Below are 17,289 nucleotides of genomic sequence, written 5' to 3' on the forward strand. Positions count from 1 at the left end.
TCTAAGTTGTTGTTAACTCTTCAGCGTCTTTTAGTTTGACAGAAACAATACGCGAAATACCTGACTCTTGCATGGTCACACCGTAGATACTATTTGCTGCTGCCATCGTACCTTTACGATGCGTAACAACGATAAACTGACTAGATTGATCAAAGTGATTAAGGTAGTCTCCAAAACGCTTAACATTCGCTTCATCTAGAGCTGCCTCAACCTCATCCAAGATAACAAAAGGTATGGTTTTTACACGGATAATGGCAAATAGCAGAGCAAGAGCCGACAAGGCTTTTTCACCACCAGACATAAGATTGAGTGATTGAATTTTTTTTCCTGGAGGTTGCACGGATATTTCAATACCCGTCTCAAGAAAATCCTCAGAAGTCAATGTCAAGTCTGCATTTCCTCCGCCAAACATTTGCGTAAAAGTCTGCTTAAAACTTTCTCGAATCGCCTCAAATGTCAATTTAAAGCGTTGTTTAACCTCTGCATCCATATCTGAAATAGTTGTCAACAGAAGATTCTTAGCATCTACCAAGTCTTTTTTTTGGGTATTTAAAAAATTTAGTCTCTGACTAACTTCTTCAAATTGCTCAATAGCATCCAGATTAACAGGACCCAAGTTTTTAATTTGATGAATGAGTTGGCGTAGCTGCTCTCTTGCGATTGCAAGATTATCAAGCTTATGTGCTTCTTTTTTAGCATCTTCTAAGGTGTATTGATATTCCTCACTCAATCTATATGCGAATTGACGCAAATGCTTTTTGGCAGTCTCTATCTGCGCTTCAATCTGTGCTTGTTGGCGGATATACTGCTCATTTTGTTGGCTTTTTTGAGCTAGCAACTGATTCGTCTCATCAACCTGTGCTTCGATATCCTCTAGTTCAAAACGCACACTAATCTGCTCTTGTTCCAAACTGCTTTTACGATCTTTTGCCTGATCCAGCTGTTTTTTTAAGCGCGGTAAGAGTGTATCATCTAATTGCTTTTGATGCGTGAGGGTTCTTGTCAAACTGCTAAGTTCTGTTTGATAGGTCTTTTGATCCATTTGCAGGCGATCTTGATTTGCTTTTTCAAACTTTATCTCACTGACTAACTCACGTTCTTGCAATTTTGCCTGCGATAATTGTTCAGAAAGACGTGCTGCATCTGCCTCAAAGCTATCTTTGTCCGTTTTAAGTTGTTCAATTTGACGAGAAAGGGTTATTTTTTCTTGCGCTAGCTGCTTCAATTGCGCATCTATCTCTTGACACAAGGCATCAAAAGAAGTTTTATGTTCTTTTTCATCATGATTTTTTAGTGTTTGATAAGTATCCTCAACGTCTGCTAAACGTTCTTTTAATTGATGATAAGAAAGACTGATAGCCTGCTCATCTAGTCTTTTTTGGTTTCCATCTTCCTTGATAACAGCAAGTTCAGATCTTTCTGACTCAAGTTTTGTTTTTAACATTGCTACTTCCTGCTCACAAGTAATCTGATAGTTTTCTAAACTCTTCAATTCTTGACTAATTTGGTCTAACTCTTGCTTGATAAAGGTCGTATTATTCCCACGGCTAGCACCGCCTGAAAAAGAACCTCCTGTTCTAATCTCAGTACCATCTAAGGTTACTATACGTACACGATAAGACAGACGTTTAGCAGCTTGATTAGCGTGCTCAATAGTATCAAAAATTGCTGTCAAGCCCAAAAGATAGCTCATAATATGAGATAACTTACGATCATAACTCATCAGTTGACTAGCAACCCCCAAGAAACCTCTACTAGTCTCCAAAACCTCTAGCTGTTGCGAGGCCAACTGACGAGAAGAAATCGTGGTTAGAGGCAAAAAAGTTGCCCGCCCCTTTCGGTATTGTTTCAAAAAGGCAATTGCTTGTTTTGCCGCCTCTTCATCTTCCACAATGATATGCTGGCTGCTAGCACCGAGCGCCACCTCCAGTGCTATCTGGTAACGTGGCGAAAAAGAGAGATGTTCGCTGACTGCGCCAATGATACCAACTAAATTCTTTTCTTGTAAGACTGCCTTGACACCTGCATAAAAATGGCTGTGATTTTTATAAATAGATTCAAGACTCGCTTTTTTCGCTCTTTTAGACTTGATTTTATCCATTTGTTGAAAAAAATCATCCTGTCTTTCTTGGTATGTTGTCTCTACATTTTTGAACAATTTTACCTTTTCTTGATACTGCTCTAATAAATCTTTGACAGACTGACTAGCGCTCTCTAATGCCGCTTGTTGCCTTGTTTCTTCTTCTTTCAGTTTAGAGATTTCTTGTGCCAATTGTTGCATTTCTTCTTTTCTGAAAGCAAACTGCTGCTCTTGACTCTCTTTTTGCGCTTCGAGAGCTGTTTTTTGGTTAGAAAGTTCTGCTTCTTTTTGCAATAAAACCACAAACTGTTCTCGTAACTGCTCAATGAGCTTATCAGGATTATGACGATATTGCTCCAAGTCAGTTTCAAGCCTTGCGATATTTGCCTTTTCCTGCTCAAACTTTTCCTTCAACCTTGTTAAAGTCGCTGTTTTATCGTTCAGTTCACTCTCTATTTGTTCAATATTTTCCTCAATTTTTTTAGCTTGTTCTGTTAGCTGAGTCGTTTTTTGAGTGGATTGTTTAACAGCCAATTTTGTCACTTCAATCTGATGCTCCAAGTCCGCTACTAGTTGAGTAACATTTAAAAGCTCCTTTTGTTTTGACAGATTTTTATCTGTCAAGCTACGGCGTCTATCCTTGAGTTTTTGGATTTTCACCTCTAATTTCTGACGTGTATCATAATAAACAGATAAACTATCCTTTACAACTGCCAATTCTTCTTTTTGCGTGTTAAGAATAGCTTTTCGTGCCTCAATATCCTCAACTAAAATCGCTAAATCAAGGACTTTTCGCTCATCATCTAATGCTAGAAAGCGCTTAGCTGTATCCGCTTGATGTTTGAGAGGGGTGACTTGTGTTTCAAGCTCGTAGATAATGTCTTCTAAGCGTTCAAGATTATTCTGCGTTTTATCCAACTTGGTCTGTGTTTCTTTTTTTCGCGTCTTATATTTCAAAACACCTGCAGCTTCCTCAAAAATCGCCCTACGATCTTGCGGTTTATTATTAAAAATTTCCTCAACACGTCCTTGTGAGATGACCGAAAACGAATCACGTCCGAGTCCTGTATCCATGAACAACTCATTGACATCTCGTAGACGAACCTTACGACCATCAATGAGATACTCACTATCCCCATTTCTAAAAATACGACGCTCTACACGTATCCTATTATCTAAATGTTTGATAAACTGGTCACTATTATCCAGCGTCACTGCAACATAGGCATAGTTTAGTGGCTTTCTGCTCTGCGTTCCTGCAAAAATAACATCTGGCATTTTTCCACCACGTAAACTTTTCGCACTAGACTCTCCTAGCGCCCAACGCAAACTCTCCGTAATATTACTCTTCCCAGAACCATTGGGACCAACAATGGCAGTCACTCCCTTATCGAACGCAATTATTGTCTTATCTGCAAAGGACTTAAAACCTTGCAACTCAATTTCTTTTAGAAACATTTAGTCCTCACTCAGTCGATCAAGTGCTTCTTTAGCAGCCGATTGTTCTGCTTGTTTTTTAGACTTACCACTCCCAGAGCTGATTGCTTTGTTATTTACAAAGACACTCACTTCAAATACTTTTGCATGAGCTGGACCAGACTCTTTAGTGACACGATAATCAATCACCACATCTCCATTGACTTGCAATTGCTCTTGAAGTGCTGTTTTATAGTCTCTCACCTTTTGGTAATTATCATTTTCAACTCGGGGAATGACCACTTGCTTAAGAAAAGCTTCAACCACATCTACACCTTTATCAAGTAATAACGCTCCCAAAAAGGCTTCAAACAAATCACCTAAAATTGTAACACGCTTGCGTCCACCTGACTTTTCTTCTCCTTTACCAAGCTTTATATAAGCATCGAATCCGCAATCACATGAAAAACCTGCCAGACTTTCCTCACGCACAATCATAGAGCGTAGCTTAGACAAATCACCTTCTGGTTTTTTAGGATATTTTTCAAACAAATAACGCGAAATTAACAGTTGCAAAACAGCGTCTCCTAAAAATTCCAAGCGCTCATTATGTGAAATCTTTAGGGGACGATGTTCATTAGCATAAGAAGTATGTGTAAAGGCTGTATCCAATAGTTTTTTGTCATCGAAGGTGATGCCATAATCTACGTTCAATTTTTCTTCCAACGTTTTCATTATTTTTATCTCCCTTTTATTTTATATAAAAGTCTTTTCTAAATTATACCAAAAATATCTCACAATGAAAAAGAGGCTCTATTTTTGAAAGACCTCTTCACATCGTCTTTTTTAAATCTGTGTCAAAGGGGTCGCATGATCTGGCGATGTGTCTAAGACCTTGAAATCACTATTAACAGCGAAATCTGCTGACATGAGTTGGTTTTCCATCGTCATATGCGCTAATTCTTTGATATTATTTTCTTGACTCAAATGTCCAAGATAGATTTTTTTAGTGCGCCGTCCAATAGTTCTAATCATAGTTTCCGCACCATCTTCATTGGAGAGATGCCCTTTATCAGACAAAATTCTCTGTTTGAGACTCCAAGGGTAACTGCCTGAGCGCAAAATATCAATATCATGATTGGACTCAATCAAGTAAGCATCTGCATTTTCAATCAAACCGGCTAAACGATCGCTAACATATCCTGTATCCGTTAACATAACAAAGCTCTTATCATCCTTTATCAAACGGTAAAATTGTGGGTCAGCAGCATCATGACTCACCCCATAACTCTCAATATCTAAGTCAGCAAAGGTAAGCATCTTATCACGCCCAAAGATATGTTTTTGAGCAACTTCAAGCTTTCCTATCATGTTTTTGTCGTCTATGATTTTCCAAGTGGCTTCATTGGCATAAACATCGAGTTTGTATTTACGAGCAAGAATACCCACTCCCTTAATATGATCTGAATGCTCATGCGTCACTAAAATAGCATCCAATTCCTGAGGCTTGCGTCCAATATCAGCTAAAAGACTGGTAATTTTTTTACCAGTCAATCCTGCGTCAATCAAGATTTTTTGCTTAGGTGTCTCAACATAAAAGGCATTACCACTAGAACCTGAAGCTAAAATACTATACCGAAACCCTTTCTCTTCAAGCATGCTTACTCTTCCTCTTCTTCCCATTCATCATAGATAGCACTTTCTTTATTATACGGCAAAACAATTGTAAAAGTTGAACCATTTCCATAATCACTTTTTGCCCAAATAAAGCCTTTATGAAGTTTCACAATTTCCTTTGCAATAGATAGACCCAAGCCTGTACCACCTTGTGATCGACTACGAGCCTTATCCACACGGTAAAAGCGATCAAACACCAAAGGCAAATCTTTCTTTGGAATCCCTAAACCTTCATCAGAGATGGACAAAATCAGCTGACTATCAGTTGTTTGCATACTGATAGTCACTTTCCCACCATCTGGAGAATACTTGATGGCATTGTTTAAGACATTGTCAAGTACTTGCGTCATCTTATCTGTATCAATCTCTATCCAAATTGGACTCAAAGGATAATCACGGAGGATATCAATTTTTTTCGATGCAGACTGCTGTGCTGTGATTTGTTCAAAACGATTGAGAATAGACGTGATAAAGGCTGTAAAATTAGTCATTTCAATTTCGAGCTTTGTCACTTGGTTATCAATACGAGACAGTGCTAGTAAATCTGAAATCATACGCATCATACGATTGGTCTCATCAAGCGACACTTTGACAAAGCTAGGAGCGACTTCTTCTTTTAGTATTCCTTCATCCAATGCTTCCAGATAAGATTTGATAGAGGTCAACGGTGTTCGTAACTCATGACTAACATTGGATACAAAAAGTCTGCGTTCACGTTCCTCTTTTTCCTGTTCTGTCGCATCATGTGAAACTGCAACAAGACCTGTAACAAAGCCACTATCATGACGATTTTTAGCAAAGCGGATATGTAGTGTTATAAACTCGCCCATCTCATCTCGACGATAAAGTGTCAACTCTGGTGTTTTTTCCACCAGCTCGCGAAAGGAATAATCAGCATCATCCCCTAAAATAGCTATAATGGATTTTCCCAATGCTTCTTGTTCAGAAAGATTGAACTGCTTTTGTGCTTTTTCATTAATCATAGTGATACGTCCCACACTATTGGTTGCTAAGACGCCGTCCGTCATATAAGTGAGAATATTTGAGAGACGATTTTTTTCCTGAGCTAAATTATCGTGTGTTTTTTGATAAACTCTATCAAGTTCATTTAGCGTCTCACCAAGATCAACTATCTCAGGTTCACCTTTTAGCTTGATATCAAGGGATTGCTGTCCCTCTATCATCCCTCGAACTTTATCTGTAAGCAAATGCAAATTTTTGACCAGACGAATATCACGATAAGTCAAAAAGATAAAATAAATCCCTACAAAAGCAAGTAAAATAAGGAGTGCAAACTCAAACGTTTTAAGATTTTCAAAGGTATTAGCCATAATCTTTCATATAATAACCGACGCCACGACGTGTCAGTATGTATTCTGGGCGACTCGGTGTATCTTCGATTTTTTCACGCAAGCGACGTACCGTCACATCAACCGTCCTCACATCACCAAAATAATCATATCCCCACACTGTCTCAAGCAAGTGTTCACGTGTCATGACCTGACCGATATGTGTTGCCAAATGATACAACAATTCAAACTCACGATGTGTCAACTCAATATCCTCGCCATATTTACGTGCTACAAAAGCATCTGGTACGATTTGCAAATTATTAATGATAATAATATTTGAGCTAGCTTCGTTGTTTTCTTCGGTGACAGCAGACTCGATATTTTCCGTACGGCGTAAGTGCGCTTTAATGCGCGCCAATAACTCACGATTTGAAAAAGGCTTGGTCACATAGTCATCTGCACCGATTTCCAATCCAATAACCTTATCAATCTCACTATCTTTTGCTGATAACATGATAATAGGTACGTAGCTGGTCTTACGAATTTCTCGCGCTACTTCAAGTCCATCTTTTTCTGGCAACATCAAATCCAAGATCAAAAGATCCGGTCTTTCTTTGTCAAAAAGTTCTAGCGCTTCATTACCGTCAAAAGCAGTGACAACACTATAACCTTCCTTTGTTAAATTAAATTTAATAATATCTGAGATAGGTTTCTCATCATCGACAATTAAAATTTTTTTCATATCGCCCTCCTATTGGTCGTCCATTGGAGAATAAAACAAGCAGATAAAAATTACTCAAGTACAAATACAAATTATAGTATACCAAATTTTCAACGATAAATACACTGATAGACTTTTTTTATTATATTATCTAAATAATGATGTGATAATTGTAAACACCTTTACTTCAACCTGATTTTCCTTCAAAGATTTGAGTCCTTTGAAGGTATCGTTAGCGAAAAGTTCAAGAGTAAATTCAACCATAGTGAACCTTCTAATGAATCTATTACACCACAAATACCTTTCTAGTTAACAGTGCAATTCCTAGCACCACCATTTTTTCAACCTTCATTCTCAGCGAGAAAATAAGAAAAAAACAGCCATTTTTAGCAATATCTGCTAGTTATGGCTCTTTTATTGTTGAATTGTCAGGGGAGTTGCTGATTTAGCTTTTATCCCTCTCTAACTGGATGATATAACTTTTTTAGGATAACATACCTAGTTTTACTTATGTGTAACAACAATATTATCGATTTTATAATTTTTTTTGAATACATTGACAGCTATACTGTTCTATGTTACAATAATTGTGTTATAAAACCTAACAGATGGTTTCTGTTTTATTACAAAAAAGTAGGAGGAATACTATGGCATTAATCGAATACAAAAATGTCGACAAATACTATGGTGATTATCATGCACTTCGCCACATTAATCTCAATATCGAAGAAGGGCAAGTCGTTGTTTTACTAGGACCTTCTGGGTCTGGTAAGTCAACTCTTATCCGTACCATGAATGCGCTTGAATCTATCGAAACAGGAAGTTTAATCGTCAATGGACATGAACTGGCCAATGCTTCTAATAAAGATTTGGTTCAACTTCGTAAAGAAGTCGGCATGGTTTTCCAGCATTTCAATCTTTACCCTCATAAAACGGTGTTAGAAAATGTTACACTTGCTCCTATTAAAGTTTTAGGAATCTCACAAAAAGAGGCCGAAGAAACAGCTGAAAAATACTTAACCTATGTTAATATGTGGGATCGTAAAGACTCTTATCCAGGTATGCTCTCTGGGGGGCAAAAGCAACGTGTTGCTATCGCTCGTGGGCTTGCTATGCATCCTAAACTATTGCTCTTTGATGAGCCAACATCTGCACTTGACCCTGAAACTATCGGAGATGTTCTTACTGTCATGCAAAATCTTGCTCGTGAAGGTATGAATATGGTGGTCGTTACCCACGAGATGGGCTTTGCTCGTGAAGTGGCTGATCGTATTATCTTTATGGCTGACGGACAGATTCTAGTAGATACAACTGATGTCCATGGTTTCTTTGATGCTCCAACAGAACCACGTGCTAAACAGTTCTTGAGTAATATCATCAACCACACTAGTGAACGTGTCAATGCCAAAGGAGAATAGTATGAAAAAAAGAAAACTAGCCTCCGCTATCCTAACCCTTCTCGCCTTGCTTGTGACTTTACAGACAGCTGTCAAGGCGGATAGCACCCCAGCACAAGTCAAAAAAATCCAAGAAACAGGTGTCTTAAAGGTTGGTGTCAAACAGGACGTTCCAAACTTTGGCTACTACAGCGCTGATAGCAACTCCTACGAAGGTATGGAAATTGACATTGCTAAAAAAATCGCAAAAGCTATGGGAGTCAAAATCAGCTTTGTACCTGTCACAACACAAACACGTGAACCCTTGATGGATAATGGGCAAATCGATATTCTTATCGGAACCTACACCATCACAGACGAGCGCAAACAAAACTACAGCATCTCAAATCCTTACTACTACGATGAAATTGGTTTTCTCGTTCGTAAAGACAGTGGTATTACCAAAATCTCTGACTTGAATGGTAAAACTATCGGCGTCTCCCAAGGAGCAACCACTAAGAGCAGCCTTGAAACTTATGCTAAAGAGAACAATCTGACTTTTAAGTACATGCAGCTTGGCAGTTATCCTGAGCTAGCCGTTGCCCTTTATGCTAAACGTATTGACGCTTTTTCAGTAGATAAGTCTATCCTTTCTGGTTATGTCAGCTCAAAAACAACCATCTTAAAGGATGGCTTTAATACGCAAGAATATGGAATCGCCACTAAAAAATCCAATACTCAAATCATAAGCTACATCAACAAGTTCATTTCCAAATGGAAAAAAGACGGCAGTCTTGAGAAAATCTACAAAAAATACAATCTCACCCCTGCAAAATCCAATTCATAAGGAGGAATCGCCTAATGGTATATTTAACTTCAACTGCGAGTCCGTTTGCACTGTCACGTTGGGCTGATTTTTTTGCCAACTTTGGTACATTTGTAAAGGGATTTATCTATACTCTCGGAATGTCTATTGGCGCTTTGATTCTAGCACTGCTGCTAGGTATCCTCTTTGGTGCCATGTCATCTACTAAAAACAAACTCTTGCGTGCTATTGCACGTATCTACGTTGAAATTTTCCAAAACACTCCCCTCTTAGTTCAATTTGTGGTGGTCTACTACGGTTTAGCTATTGTATCAAATGGTAATATCATGATTAACGCTTTCTTTACCTCAATCATCTGTGTAGGTATCTACCATGGAGCCTATATCGCTGAGGTTATCCGATCAGGTATCGAGGCTGTACCGCGGGGACAGACTGAGGCTGCCTTGTCACAAGGTTTTACTTATCCACAGACTATGGGGATAATTATCTTGCCACAAGCTATTAGAACCATCCTTCCTCCAATGACCAACCAGGTGGTTAATCTTATTAAAAACACATCAACAGTTGCCATCATCTCTGGAGCTGACATCATGTTTGTCGCAAAAGCTTGGGCATACGATACGACCAACTACGTGCCTGCCTTTATCGGAGCGGCTGTTCTCTACTTTATCATGTGCTTCCCACTTGCCACTTGGGCACGTCGCATGGAAGAAGCCAATAAAGATTCGTATTCACTATAAGGAGAGATTATGTCACAAGTCTTAACTCAGAGCAATCTCCTCTTTATCCTAAAGGGGTTGGGATTGACACTCTATATCTCATTTTTTGCTATTGTATTATCCACTATTTTTGGAACTATTTTAGCTGTCATGCGCAATAGTCACAACGGTCTTTTTAAACTGTTAGCTAGTATCTATATTGAATTTGTGCGTAATGTGCCAAATTTGCTATGGATTTTCATTATTTTCTTAGTCTTTCAAATGAAGTCTGTACCTGCTGGTATCACTGCCTTTACAGTCTTTACATCAGCAGCACTTGCTGAGATTATCCGTGGGGGACTCAATGCTGTTGACCATGGACAAACTGAGGCTGGGCTTGCGCAAGGCTTTACCAACTATCAGATTTTCATCTATATCGTCTTTCCACAAGCTTTTCGCAAGATGTTGCCTGCTATCATCTCACAGTTTGTGACTGTCATCAAAGATACATCGCTCCTCTACTCTGTTATTGCAATCCAAGAGTTATTTGGAAAGAGTCAAATCTTGATGGGACGATACTTTGAAGCCAATCAAGTTTTCATCCTTTACGGTATTGTTGCCGGACTATACTTCGCTATCAATTTTACTATCTCCCTGTTTTCACGCTACTTAGCCAAACGCTGGGCACAGGCAGCAGAATAACTGATACACACTAGCTATTAAAAAACGAACTGCTTTTTAAACAGTTCGTTTTTTAATGTCTTACTCGTCCTCTTTTTCAACACGAGATTTACGATCAATATCTTCTAAAATAGTATTAACAAAGTCCTCTATAGACTGCACTTCTGTAGCTTTTGAGCCGTAACGACGAACATTGACCGTCCCTTCTGCTAACTCCTTATCTCCGACAATGAGTTGGTATGGAATTTTCTGTGTTTGACTTTGACGAATTTTATACTGCATCTTTTCATTGCGTTCATCTACATCAACACGCACGCCGTGATCACGCAAGGCTTTTGCCACTTCCCAAGCATAATCAAGGTGAACTTCTGTTGAAATTGGTATAACCGTCACTTGATGAGGTGCTAGCCAAGTTGGGAAAGCACCTTTATAAGTTTCAATGAGAATAGCAATAAAGCGCTCCATCGTTGAAACAACTCCACGGTGAATCATGACAGGACGGTGTTCTTCACCATCTGCTCCTATGTATTTGAGATCAAAGCGCTCTGGTAGGAGGAAATCCAACTGAATAGTTGAAAGAGTTTCTTCATTACCAAGAGCTGTCTTGACTTGGATGTCTAGTTTTGGTCCATAAAAAGCCGCCTCACCTTCGGCTTCAAAGTAATCAGCACCCATATCATCAAGTGCAGCTTTAAGCATAGATTGTGCATTTTCCCACATTTCATCATTGTCATAGTATTTATGTGTATCTTTAGGATCACGATAAGACAAACGGAAACGGTAGTCTGTTAGATTGAAGTCTTTATAAACATCAATAATCAATTGCAATGTCTTTTTGAACTCGTCGCGAATTTGCTCTGGTGCTACAAAAATGTGACCATCATTAAGTGTCATCTCACGTACACGCTGAAGTCCTGAAAGCGCACCCGATTTTTCATAACGATGCATCATACCAAGCTCTGCAATACGAATAGGCAATTCACGATAAGAACGTACATGATTTTTATAGACTTGAATATGGTGTGGACAATTCATTGGTCGAAGGACAAATTCCTCACCGTCTCCCATATCCATAGTTGGAAACATATCTTCTCTATAATGATCCCAGTGTCCAGACGTTTTATAAAGCTCAACAGAAGCCAAAGGTGGTGTATAAACATGCTGGTAACCAGCTGCCAACTCTTTATCCGTAATATAGCGCTCTAATACACGACGAATTGTCGCACCATTTGGCAACCAGAAAGGAAGACCTTGTCCCACTTCTTTAGAAATCATAAAGAGATCCAACTCTTTTCCCAATTTTCTGTGGTCACGTTCTTTAGCTTCTTCACGCATCTTGAGATAATTTTTGAGATCTTTCTTATCAAACCAAGCTGTCCCATAAACACGTTGCATCATAGCGTTGTTACTATCTCCTCGCCAATAAGCTCCCGCAACATTCAATAAATGAAAGACTTGAATGCGTCCAGTTGACGGAACATGTGGACCACGGCAAAGGTCTACATACTCACCTTGACGATAAATGGTAAGTCCTCCTTCATCTTCAGAATGTTCCTCAATAAGCTCAAGTTTATAAGGATCATTCTTGAAAATCTCACGCGCTTCTGCTTTAGTGACTTCCTCACGAATGCTTGGAAAATTTTCCTTGACGATTTTTTTCATTTCTTCTTCGATACGTGCTAAATCTTCATTTGAGATTTGTCCTGCTTCGTTATCCGTATCATAGTAAAAACCATCCTGAATAGCAGGTCCAACTCCCAAGTGAATTTCTGGAAAAAGACGACGTGCTGCTTGTGCAAAAAGATGAGCAGCTGAATGTCTCAAAAGAGCAAGTGCATCCTCATGATCTGGTGTAACAATCTCAAGACTACCATCCTCATAAATAGGGCGGGTCGTATCAATCAATTTACCGTTTAACTTCCCAGCTAAGGCTTTTTTTGCCAAGGAATTACTAATAGATTGTGCAATATCAAATGTTGTACTGCCATCATCATAATAACGCACAGCACCATCGGGAAAAGTAATGTTAATCATAAAGTGTCTCCTTTAAAGTGTTAGTTTTATATATCAAGCTATCAAAAAACGTAGTTACTCATGCTTTTACTCTATCATGTTTAGATCAAGGTTCTCAAAAGACTAGACCTACATTTTCCGCTGATAATAGTAGCGGAGGTCTTATAGCTGTTTATCCTCTAGGTTTCTATCTTGAGCTGTTTTTCTTTTGAGCTCAAAAAGATTTCCATCTCCTTTTGAATATCGACATCGAGGCGCTCTGAGAGAGTTATTAACCACCATATATTTTCGGCTAACTTTTGTTCTAGATTATAGGGCGTCTCATCATAGTAACGTCCTTTGCGTGTCATGACCAGGCGATTAAGATTACCAATGTCATTACCCAAAGCAAGTAAATCTTCTTCAACCGTCCAAGGTTGACCATGATACGTCATCTCAAGCCTTTCATAAGCCTTGCGAATAGCAATTGAACGTATCAACAACTCATCTGTTAACATATCTGTCTGTCCTTTCTTTCCTCCAAAAGAAAAAGCGACACCCCAAAAGGACGTCGCAACGTGGTTCCACCTTTATTTATCTACACAAAACAATAGTTTTACATGAGACCTCTACTAGCTATAAGGCGCTACCCTATCATGTTTTCATAACAGCTTGGAAGGAGTATCAAGTAAGACTATCTGCACCCATTTCACCATCTAATGCTCGCTTTTAAGATAGTCACCTTACTTAACTTGTCTTCTCTAACATTATATCACGAAATCAAACTTTTTCAAGTCTATATAGGTATATAGAAAACGGTTACTTTTTTTGTTGACATTTCCTCCTAAAAAGAATATACTGAACGTGAAAATTGTCCTTTGTATTAGAATATTCTAATGGGATAGCGTATAAAAAAGGAGGATAGATGATGACTAAAGTGGCTATTGTGACAGGAGCAGGACAAGGGATTGGTTTTGCAATTGCTAAGCGTTTACATGCAGATGGGTTTAAAGTCGGTATTTTAGATTCTAACGCTGAAACAGCACAAAAAGCTGTAAAAACTATCTCGAGTGAGGACACCATCGCTATTGTAGCAAATGTAGCAAAGCGTGATGAGGTCTTTGCTGCTTTTGATAAAGTGGTTGAAACTTTTGGAGATTTGAGCGTTGTGGTCAATAATGCTGGTGTGGCACCAACAACGCCTCTTGACACCATAACGCAAGAACAGTTCCAAGATGTCTTTAATATCAATGTTGGAGGTACTATCTGGGGAGCTCAAGCTGCACACAAACACTTTAAGGATTTGGGACATGGTGGTAAGATTATCAATGCTACCTCCCAAGCTGGTGTCGTTGGAAATCCGAATCTCACTGTCTATGGATCATCTAAGTTTGCTATTCGAGGCATTACACAAACACTAGCACGTGATCTCGCTGATGAGGGCATCACCGTTAATGCCTATGCTCCTGGTATCGTCAAGACACCTATGATGTTTGATATTGCTCATCAAGTCGGCAAAAATGCTGGCAAAGATGACGAGTGGGGCATGCAAACTTTTGCTAAGGATATCGCCTTAAAACGTCTCTCTGATCCTGAAGATGTTGCCAATGCTGTTAGTTTTTTAGCAGGCAAAGACTCTGATTACATAACAGGACAGACACTTATCGTCGATGGGGGTATGCAATTCCACTAACTAAATTCAAAAAAAGAGGAGGACTAGATAGTCCTCCTCTCTTTTTTATGTCAACAGTTTTAGATATTATTTTCAAATATCACTAGATTAAAAATCCTTCTTTATGGTAAACTGGAAAGAAAGTAGCTAAATGAAATGAACGCTTAAAAAAGTCATCTTTAACGGATAAGTTTCGCACTGCTTTTTTGCTTTATTGACAGCGCACAGCGCTTTTGCTAGACAATGGTTAAAAACATAGATACTATCAAAACGACACTCAAAAAAATTCAGGACTCCTACGATGATATCACAAGCGTCAAAGAGACACTTGAATCCAAAGAAAATCACGACCTTGAGACGGCCTCTATCAACTACAAAAACACCTAAACGAGATGATAAATCTACAAGAATCTCAAACAAACTATTTTAAACGCTTCAAAATTTAGAAGAGTAAACGCCATACAATCACCAATGAGGACACCTAAAATGAAAAAAAATAAAAATACTTTTTCTGCTACCACTACTCATTTTATTAGTTGCTTGTGGTAAAAATGCTAAGGAATCTTTTATCAGTCATATAAAAAATGATACAACAGCTAAAAATCATGCCTATCAGATGATAACAACTATCTCTGATATAAAAACAGATGACAATACTCTCAAAAATCTTAATAACAAGTCGTTTACAACTACAGTAAATATTTCACCAAAAGGAAAAAAAGCGAGCTTTAAGGTTGATTTAACACAACTTGACTCTAAGTTGCCTAGCTATGAATTTATCGCCATCGGAGACAATCTCTATATGAATCTTGATGCCCTTGTCCAACTGCAAAATCTCAATCAAAGCTCACAAATCTCCTTTGAGAGCGAAGATTTTTCGGGTAAGTACATCAACACTTCAGACATCTCAGATAACAAATTCAAATTTAATGGCTACACCAATGTTGCAACACTCTCTTGGCTCAAAGGGCTTAGTGATAAAGATTTCAGCAATTCTAAAGACTCCACTATGCTGACATTAACTGTTAAGACGTTTTCAGACTTTTTGAAAAGCATGATTACATCAAACAACAACTCAAACAGAGATGTTTTATCGCTAAACTCACTGCTTTCCAGCAAATCTAACATACGTATCAGCATTGATAAAGAGGGCAACAAAACGGTAACAGCCACTCTTGTCTTTACAAATAGCAAAACTCTCAATATCTCCTCACTCAATGCCAAAGTGACAATCAAAAAAACTAACTATAACGCTCCTCATACACCTGAAACAGGTTCTATTTTATCTACAACACAACTCACAAACCTTATGGAGGCGCATTACAAATATAGCCAAACACAATTTGAAGAACTGTATCAGTATGTCAAGGAAAATGCCAGTGATTTTACTAAAGATCAACTTGATACTGTTTTTGCAGAAGATAAAGCACACATGACAAATGAGCAGTTACAACGCTTTAATGAAATGATTGATCAAGCAACCTCTAATTAATTTTTAAAAAACTTCTCATTTAAATGAGAAGTTTTTTAATCTAGAAAATCTTTTATCGACATAATCATTCGCTTAGGTACACGTTTAACTTTTTTAGAGGTGGAGCCTGTCATTTTTAAAACTTTCTTCGGTAGTTTGTAAGGTGTCTTATTCACTTTTGGACCATTTTTTCTCATCGTCAAAGAAAGTTTTCGGTGTTTTTTATTTTCTTGGGAAATCAAGACGTCTAAGTAAAAACTATATACGGATTTGGCAAAATGTTGCGCTGAAATCTCATAAAGTTTTTTCTGATAGCGATCCTCAGTCATTTCAGGTGTATGATCAATAGCATCTAAAATACCAGCTACCAAATCTTCTTCTCTATCATAAAGTGTCCCAAACATTTTATGATCAATGACATCATTTAGGTAAGGATTGGATTGTGCAATGATAGGACGATGACTGGCAAGACTTTCAATATAAGTCAGACCCTGCGTCTCACTGGTAGAAGCTGAGATGAAAAAATCACACGCTTTATAATAATAAGCAACTTGCTGATGAGGAATCATTCCTGTAAACACAATGGCATGCTCTAGTCTCAAATCATGAGATAATGCCTTTAACGTATTGAGATAAGGACCGTCACCAACAACAACTAACTTGACTTTAGGATTTTGAGACAAGACATCAGGTAAACTCTTTAAAATAGCCTGAATATTTTTTTCAGATGAAACACGAGAAAGGCTCAGTAGCATTGTTTCATCTGCTGCTATGCCGAGCTCACGACGCAATCTCTCCCTATCTTCCTCAGTAATATCTTTTCGGACATATTCTTCGATGGGAATGCCTGTTGGAATCACACGTTTTGGAATCTTGATATGATAGTCCTCTAAAAGATTGAACACGATACGAGATGGACAAATAACACCATCAAGATCACTTAAGTAACCTCGAATGATGTATTTGACCATGCTTGGCTTTATCAAACGTCCTTTAGCAATGTAACCTACATAGTCCTCATACTGGGTATGGTAGGTATGGACAACAGGAATATGCAAAGCACTAGCAATCCACTTCCCCAAAAAACCAAGACTAAACTCTGTTTGTGTGTGAATAATATCAAGCCTATACGTCTTAGCGATTTTATAAGAGGAAATCAAACCGCGATAGACAACACGACGATCTGTAAAGGAGATAAATGGAACGCTAGGCAATCTTATGATAGTTGGATCTTCATAACGTTTAACTTCTGGATCTGTTGTTGTAAAAATATAGACATCATGTCCATGTTTCTCCAGTTCTTCCTTTAGTGTCCGAATACTAGTCGCAACACCAGACACCTGTGGAAAGTAAGTATCTGTAAACAACCCTATACGCATACTATCCC

At 38.3% G+C, this 17,289-nt stretch carries 15 protein-coding genes; 7 read left to right on the top strand and 8 right to left on the bottom strand.

The window, feature by feature from the left end; genetic code table 11:
* Position 1 precedes the first annotated feature (1 nt).
* The 5 genes from smc to yycF form a co-directional block, all read right to left on the bottom strand.
* Complete coding sequence (gene smc / locus NXS10_RS05160; RefSeq protein WP_259138400.1) at positions 2-3,538, bottom strand: chromosome segregation protein SMC; 3,537 nt, start codon at positions 3,536-3,538, stop codon at positions 2-4.
* Positions 3,539-4,231, bottom strand: a complete 693-nt coding sequence (rnc, locus tag NXS10_RS05165) for a ribonuclease III (protein ID WP_259138402.1) — start codon at positions 4,229-4,231, stop codon at positions 3,539-3,541.
* Positions 4,232-4,342: 111 nt separating this feature from the next.
* Positions 4,343-5,155 carry an exodeoxyribonuclease WalJ gene (gene walJ, locus NXS10_RS05170; RefSeq protein WP_259138404.1) on the bottom strand — a complete coding sequence of 271 codons (813 nt, stop codon included), beginning with the start codon at positions 5,153-5,155 and terminating at the stop codon, positions 4,343-4,345.
* Between the two features lie 2 nt (positions 5,156-5,157).
* Positions 5,158-6,504, bottom strand: a complete 1,347-nt coding sequence (gene vicK / locus NXS10_RS05175) for a cell wall metabolism sensor histidine kinase VicK (RefSeq protein WP_259138406.1) — start codon at positions 6,502-6,504, stop codon at positions 5,158-5,160.
* On the bottom strand, positions 6,497-7,207 hold the full coding sequence (gene yycF, locus NXS10_RS05180; RefSeq protein WP_259138409.1) for a response regulator YycF: 711 nt from the start codon (positions 7,205-7,207) through the stop codon (positions 6,497-6,499). The genes vicK and yycF overlap by 8 nt, the downstream gene beginning before the upstream one ends.
* Positions 7,208-7,833: 626 nt before the next feature.
* Between yycF and NXS10_RS05185 the strand changes: the two genes are divergently transcribed.
* From NXS10_RS05185 to NXS10_RS05200, 4 genes are read left to right on the top strand one after another with little or no spacing between them, the layout of a single operon-like run.
* Entirely contained in the window at positions 7,834-8,604 is a 771-nt protein-coding gene (locus tag NXS10_RS05185; protein ID WP_259138412.1) for an amino acid ABC transporter ATP-binding protein, read from the top strand.
* A gap of 1 nt (position 8,605) precedes the next feature.
* Positions 8,606-9,409 (top strand): transporter substrate-binding domain-containing protein, encoded by an 804-nt coding sequence (locus NXS10_RS05190; protein WP_259138414.1) that lies wholly within the window; start codon positions 8,606-8,608, stop codon positions 9,407-9,409.
* A 14-nt stretch (positions 9,410-9,423) separates the two neighbouring features.
* On the top strand, positions 9,424-10,128 hold the full coding sequence (locus tag NXS10_RS05195; protein ID WP_259138418.1) for an amino acid ABC transporter permease: 705 nt from the start codon (positions 9,424-9,426) through the stop codon (positions 10,126-10,128).
* Positions 10,129-10,137: 9 nt separating this feature from the next.
* The gene (locus NXS10_RS05200; protein ID WP_259138421.1) at positions 10,138-10,788 is read left to right on the top strand and encodes an amino acid ABC transporter permease; all 651 of its coding nucleotides are present in this window, start codon (positions 10,138-10,140) and stop codon (positions 10,786-10,788) included.
* 60 nt (positions 10,789-10,848) lie between these two features.
* On the opposite strand, the gene thrS is transcribed toward NXS10_RS05200, so the two are convergent.
* Positions 10,849-12,801 (bottom strand): threonine--tRNA ligase, encoded by a 1,953-nt coding sequence (thrS, locus tag NXS10_RS05205; protein WP_259138424.1) that lies wholly within the window; start codon positions 12,799-12,801, stop codon positions 10,849-10,851.
* A gap of 158 nt (positions 12,802-12,959) precedes the next feature.
* On the bottom strand, positions 12,960-13,277 hold the full coding sequence (locus NXS10_RS05210) for a nucleoside triphosphate pyrophosphohydrolase family protein (protein WP_259138427.1): 318 nt from the start codon (positions 13,275-13,277) through the stop codon (positions 12,960-12,962).
* A 410-nt stretch (positions 13,278-13,687) separates the two neighbouring features.
* Between NXS10_RS05210 and NXS10_RS05215 the strand changes: the two genes are divergently transcribed.
* From NXS10_RS05215 to NXS10_RS05225, 3 genes are all read left to right on the top strand, one after another.
* Complete coding sequence (locus NXS10_RS05215; protein WP_259138575.1) at positions 13,688-14,452, top strand: (S)-acetoin forming diacetyl reductase; 765 nt, start codon at positions 13,688-13,690, stop codon at positions 14,450-14,452.
* 222 nt (positions 14,453-14,674) lie between these two features.
* Positions 14,675-14,818 (top strand): hypothetical protein, encoded by a 144-nt coding sequence (locus NXS10_RS05220; protein ID WP_259138428.1) that lies wholly within the window; start codon positions 14,675-14,677, stop codon positions 14,816-14,818.
* A gap of 229 nt (positions 14,819-15,047) precedes the next feature.
* Complete coding sequence (locus NXS10_RS05225; protein ID WP_259138431.1) at positions 15,048-15,923, top strand: hypothetical protein; 876 nt, start codon at positions 15,048-15,050, stop codon at positions 15,921-15,923.
* A 35-nt stretch (positions 15,924-15,958) separates the two neighbouring features.
* Here the strand turns inward: NXS10_RS05225 and NXS10_RS05230 are convergent, their stop codons facing one another.
* Complete coding sequence (locus NXS10_RS05230; protein ID WP_259138433.1) at positions 15,959-17,281, bottom strand: glycosyltransferase family 4 protein; 1,323 nt, start codon at positions 17,279-17,281, stop codon at positions 15,959-15,961.
* Positions 17,282-17,289 lie beyond the last annotated feature (8 nt).

It is taken from the genome of Streptococcus sciuri, from assembly GCF_024814375.1.
Taxonomy (GTDB): Bacteria; Bacillota; Bacilli; order Lactobacillales; family Streptococcaceae; genus Streptococcus; species Streptococcus sciuri.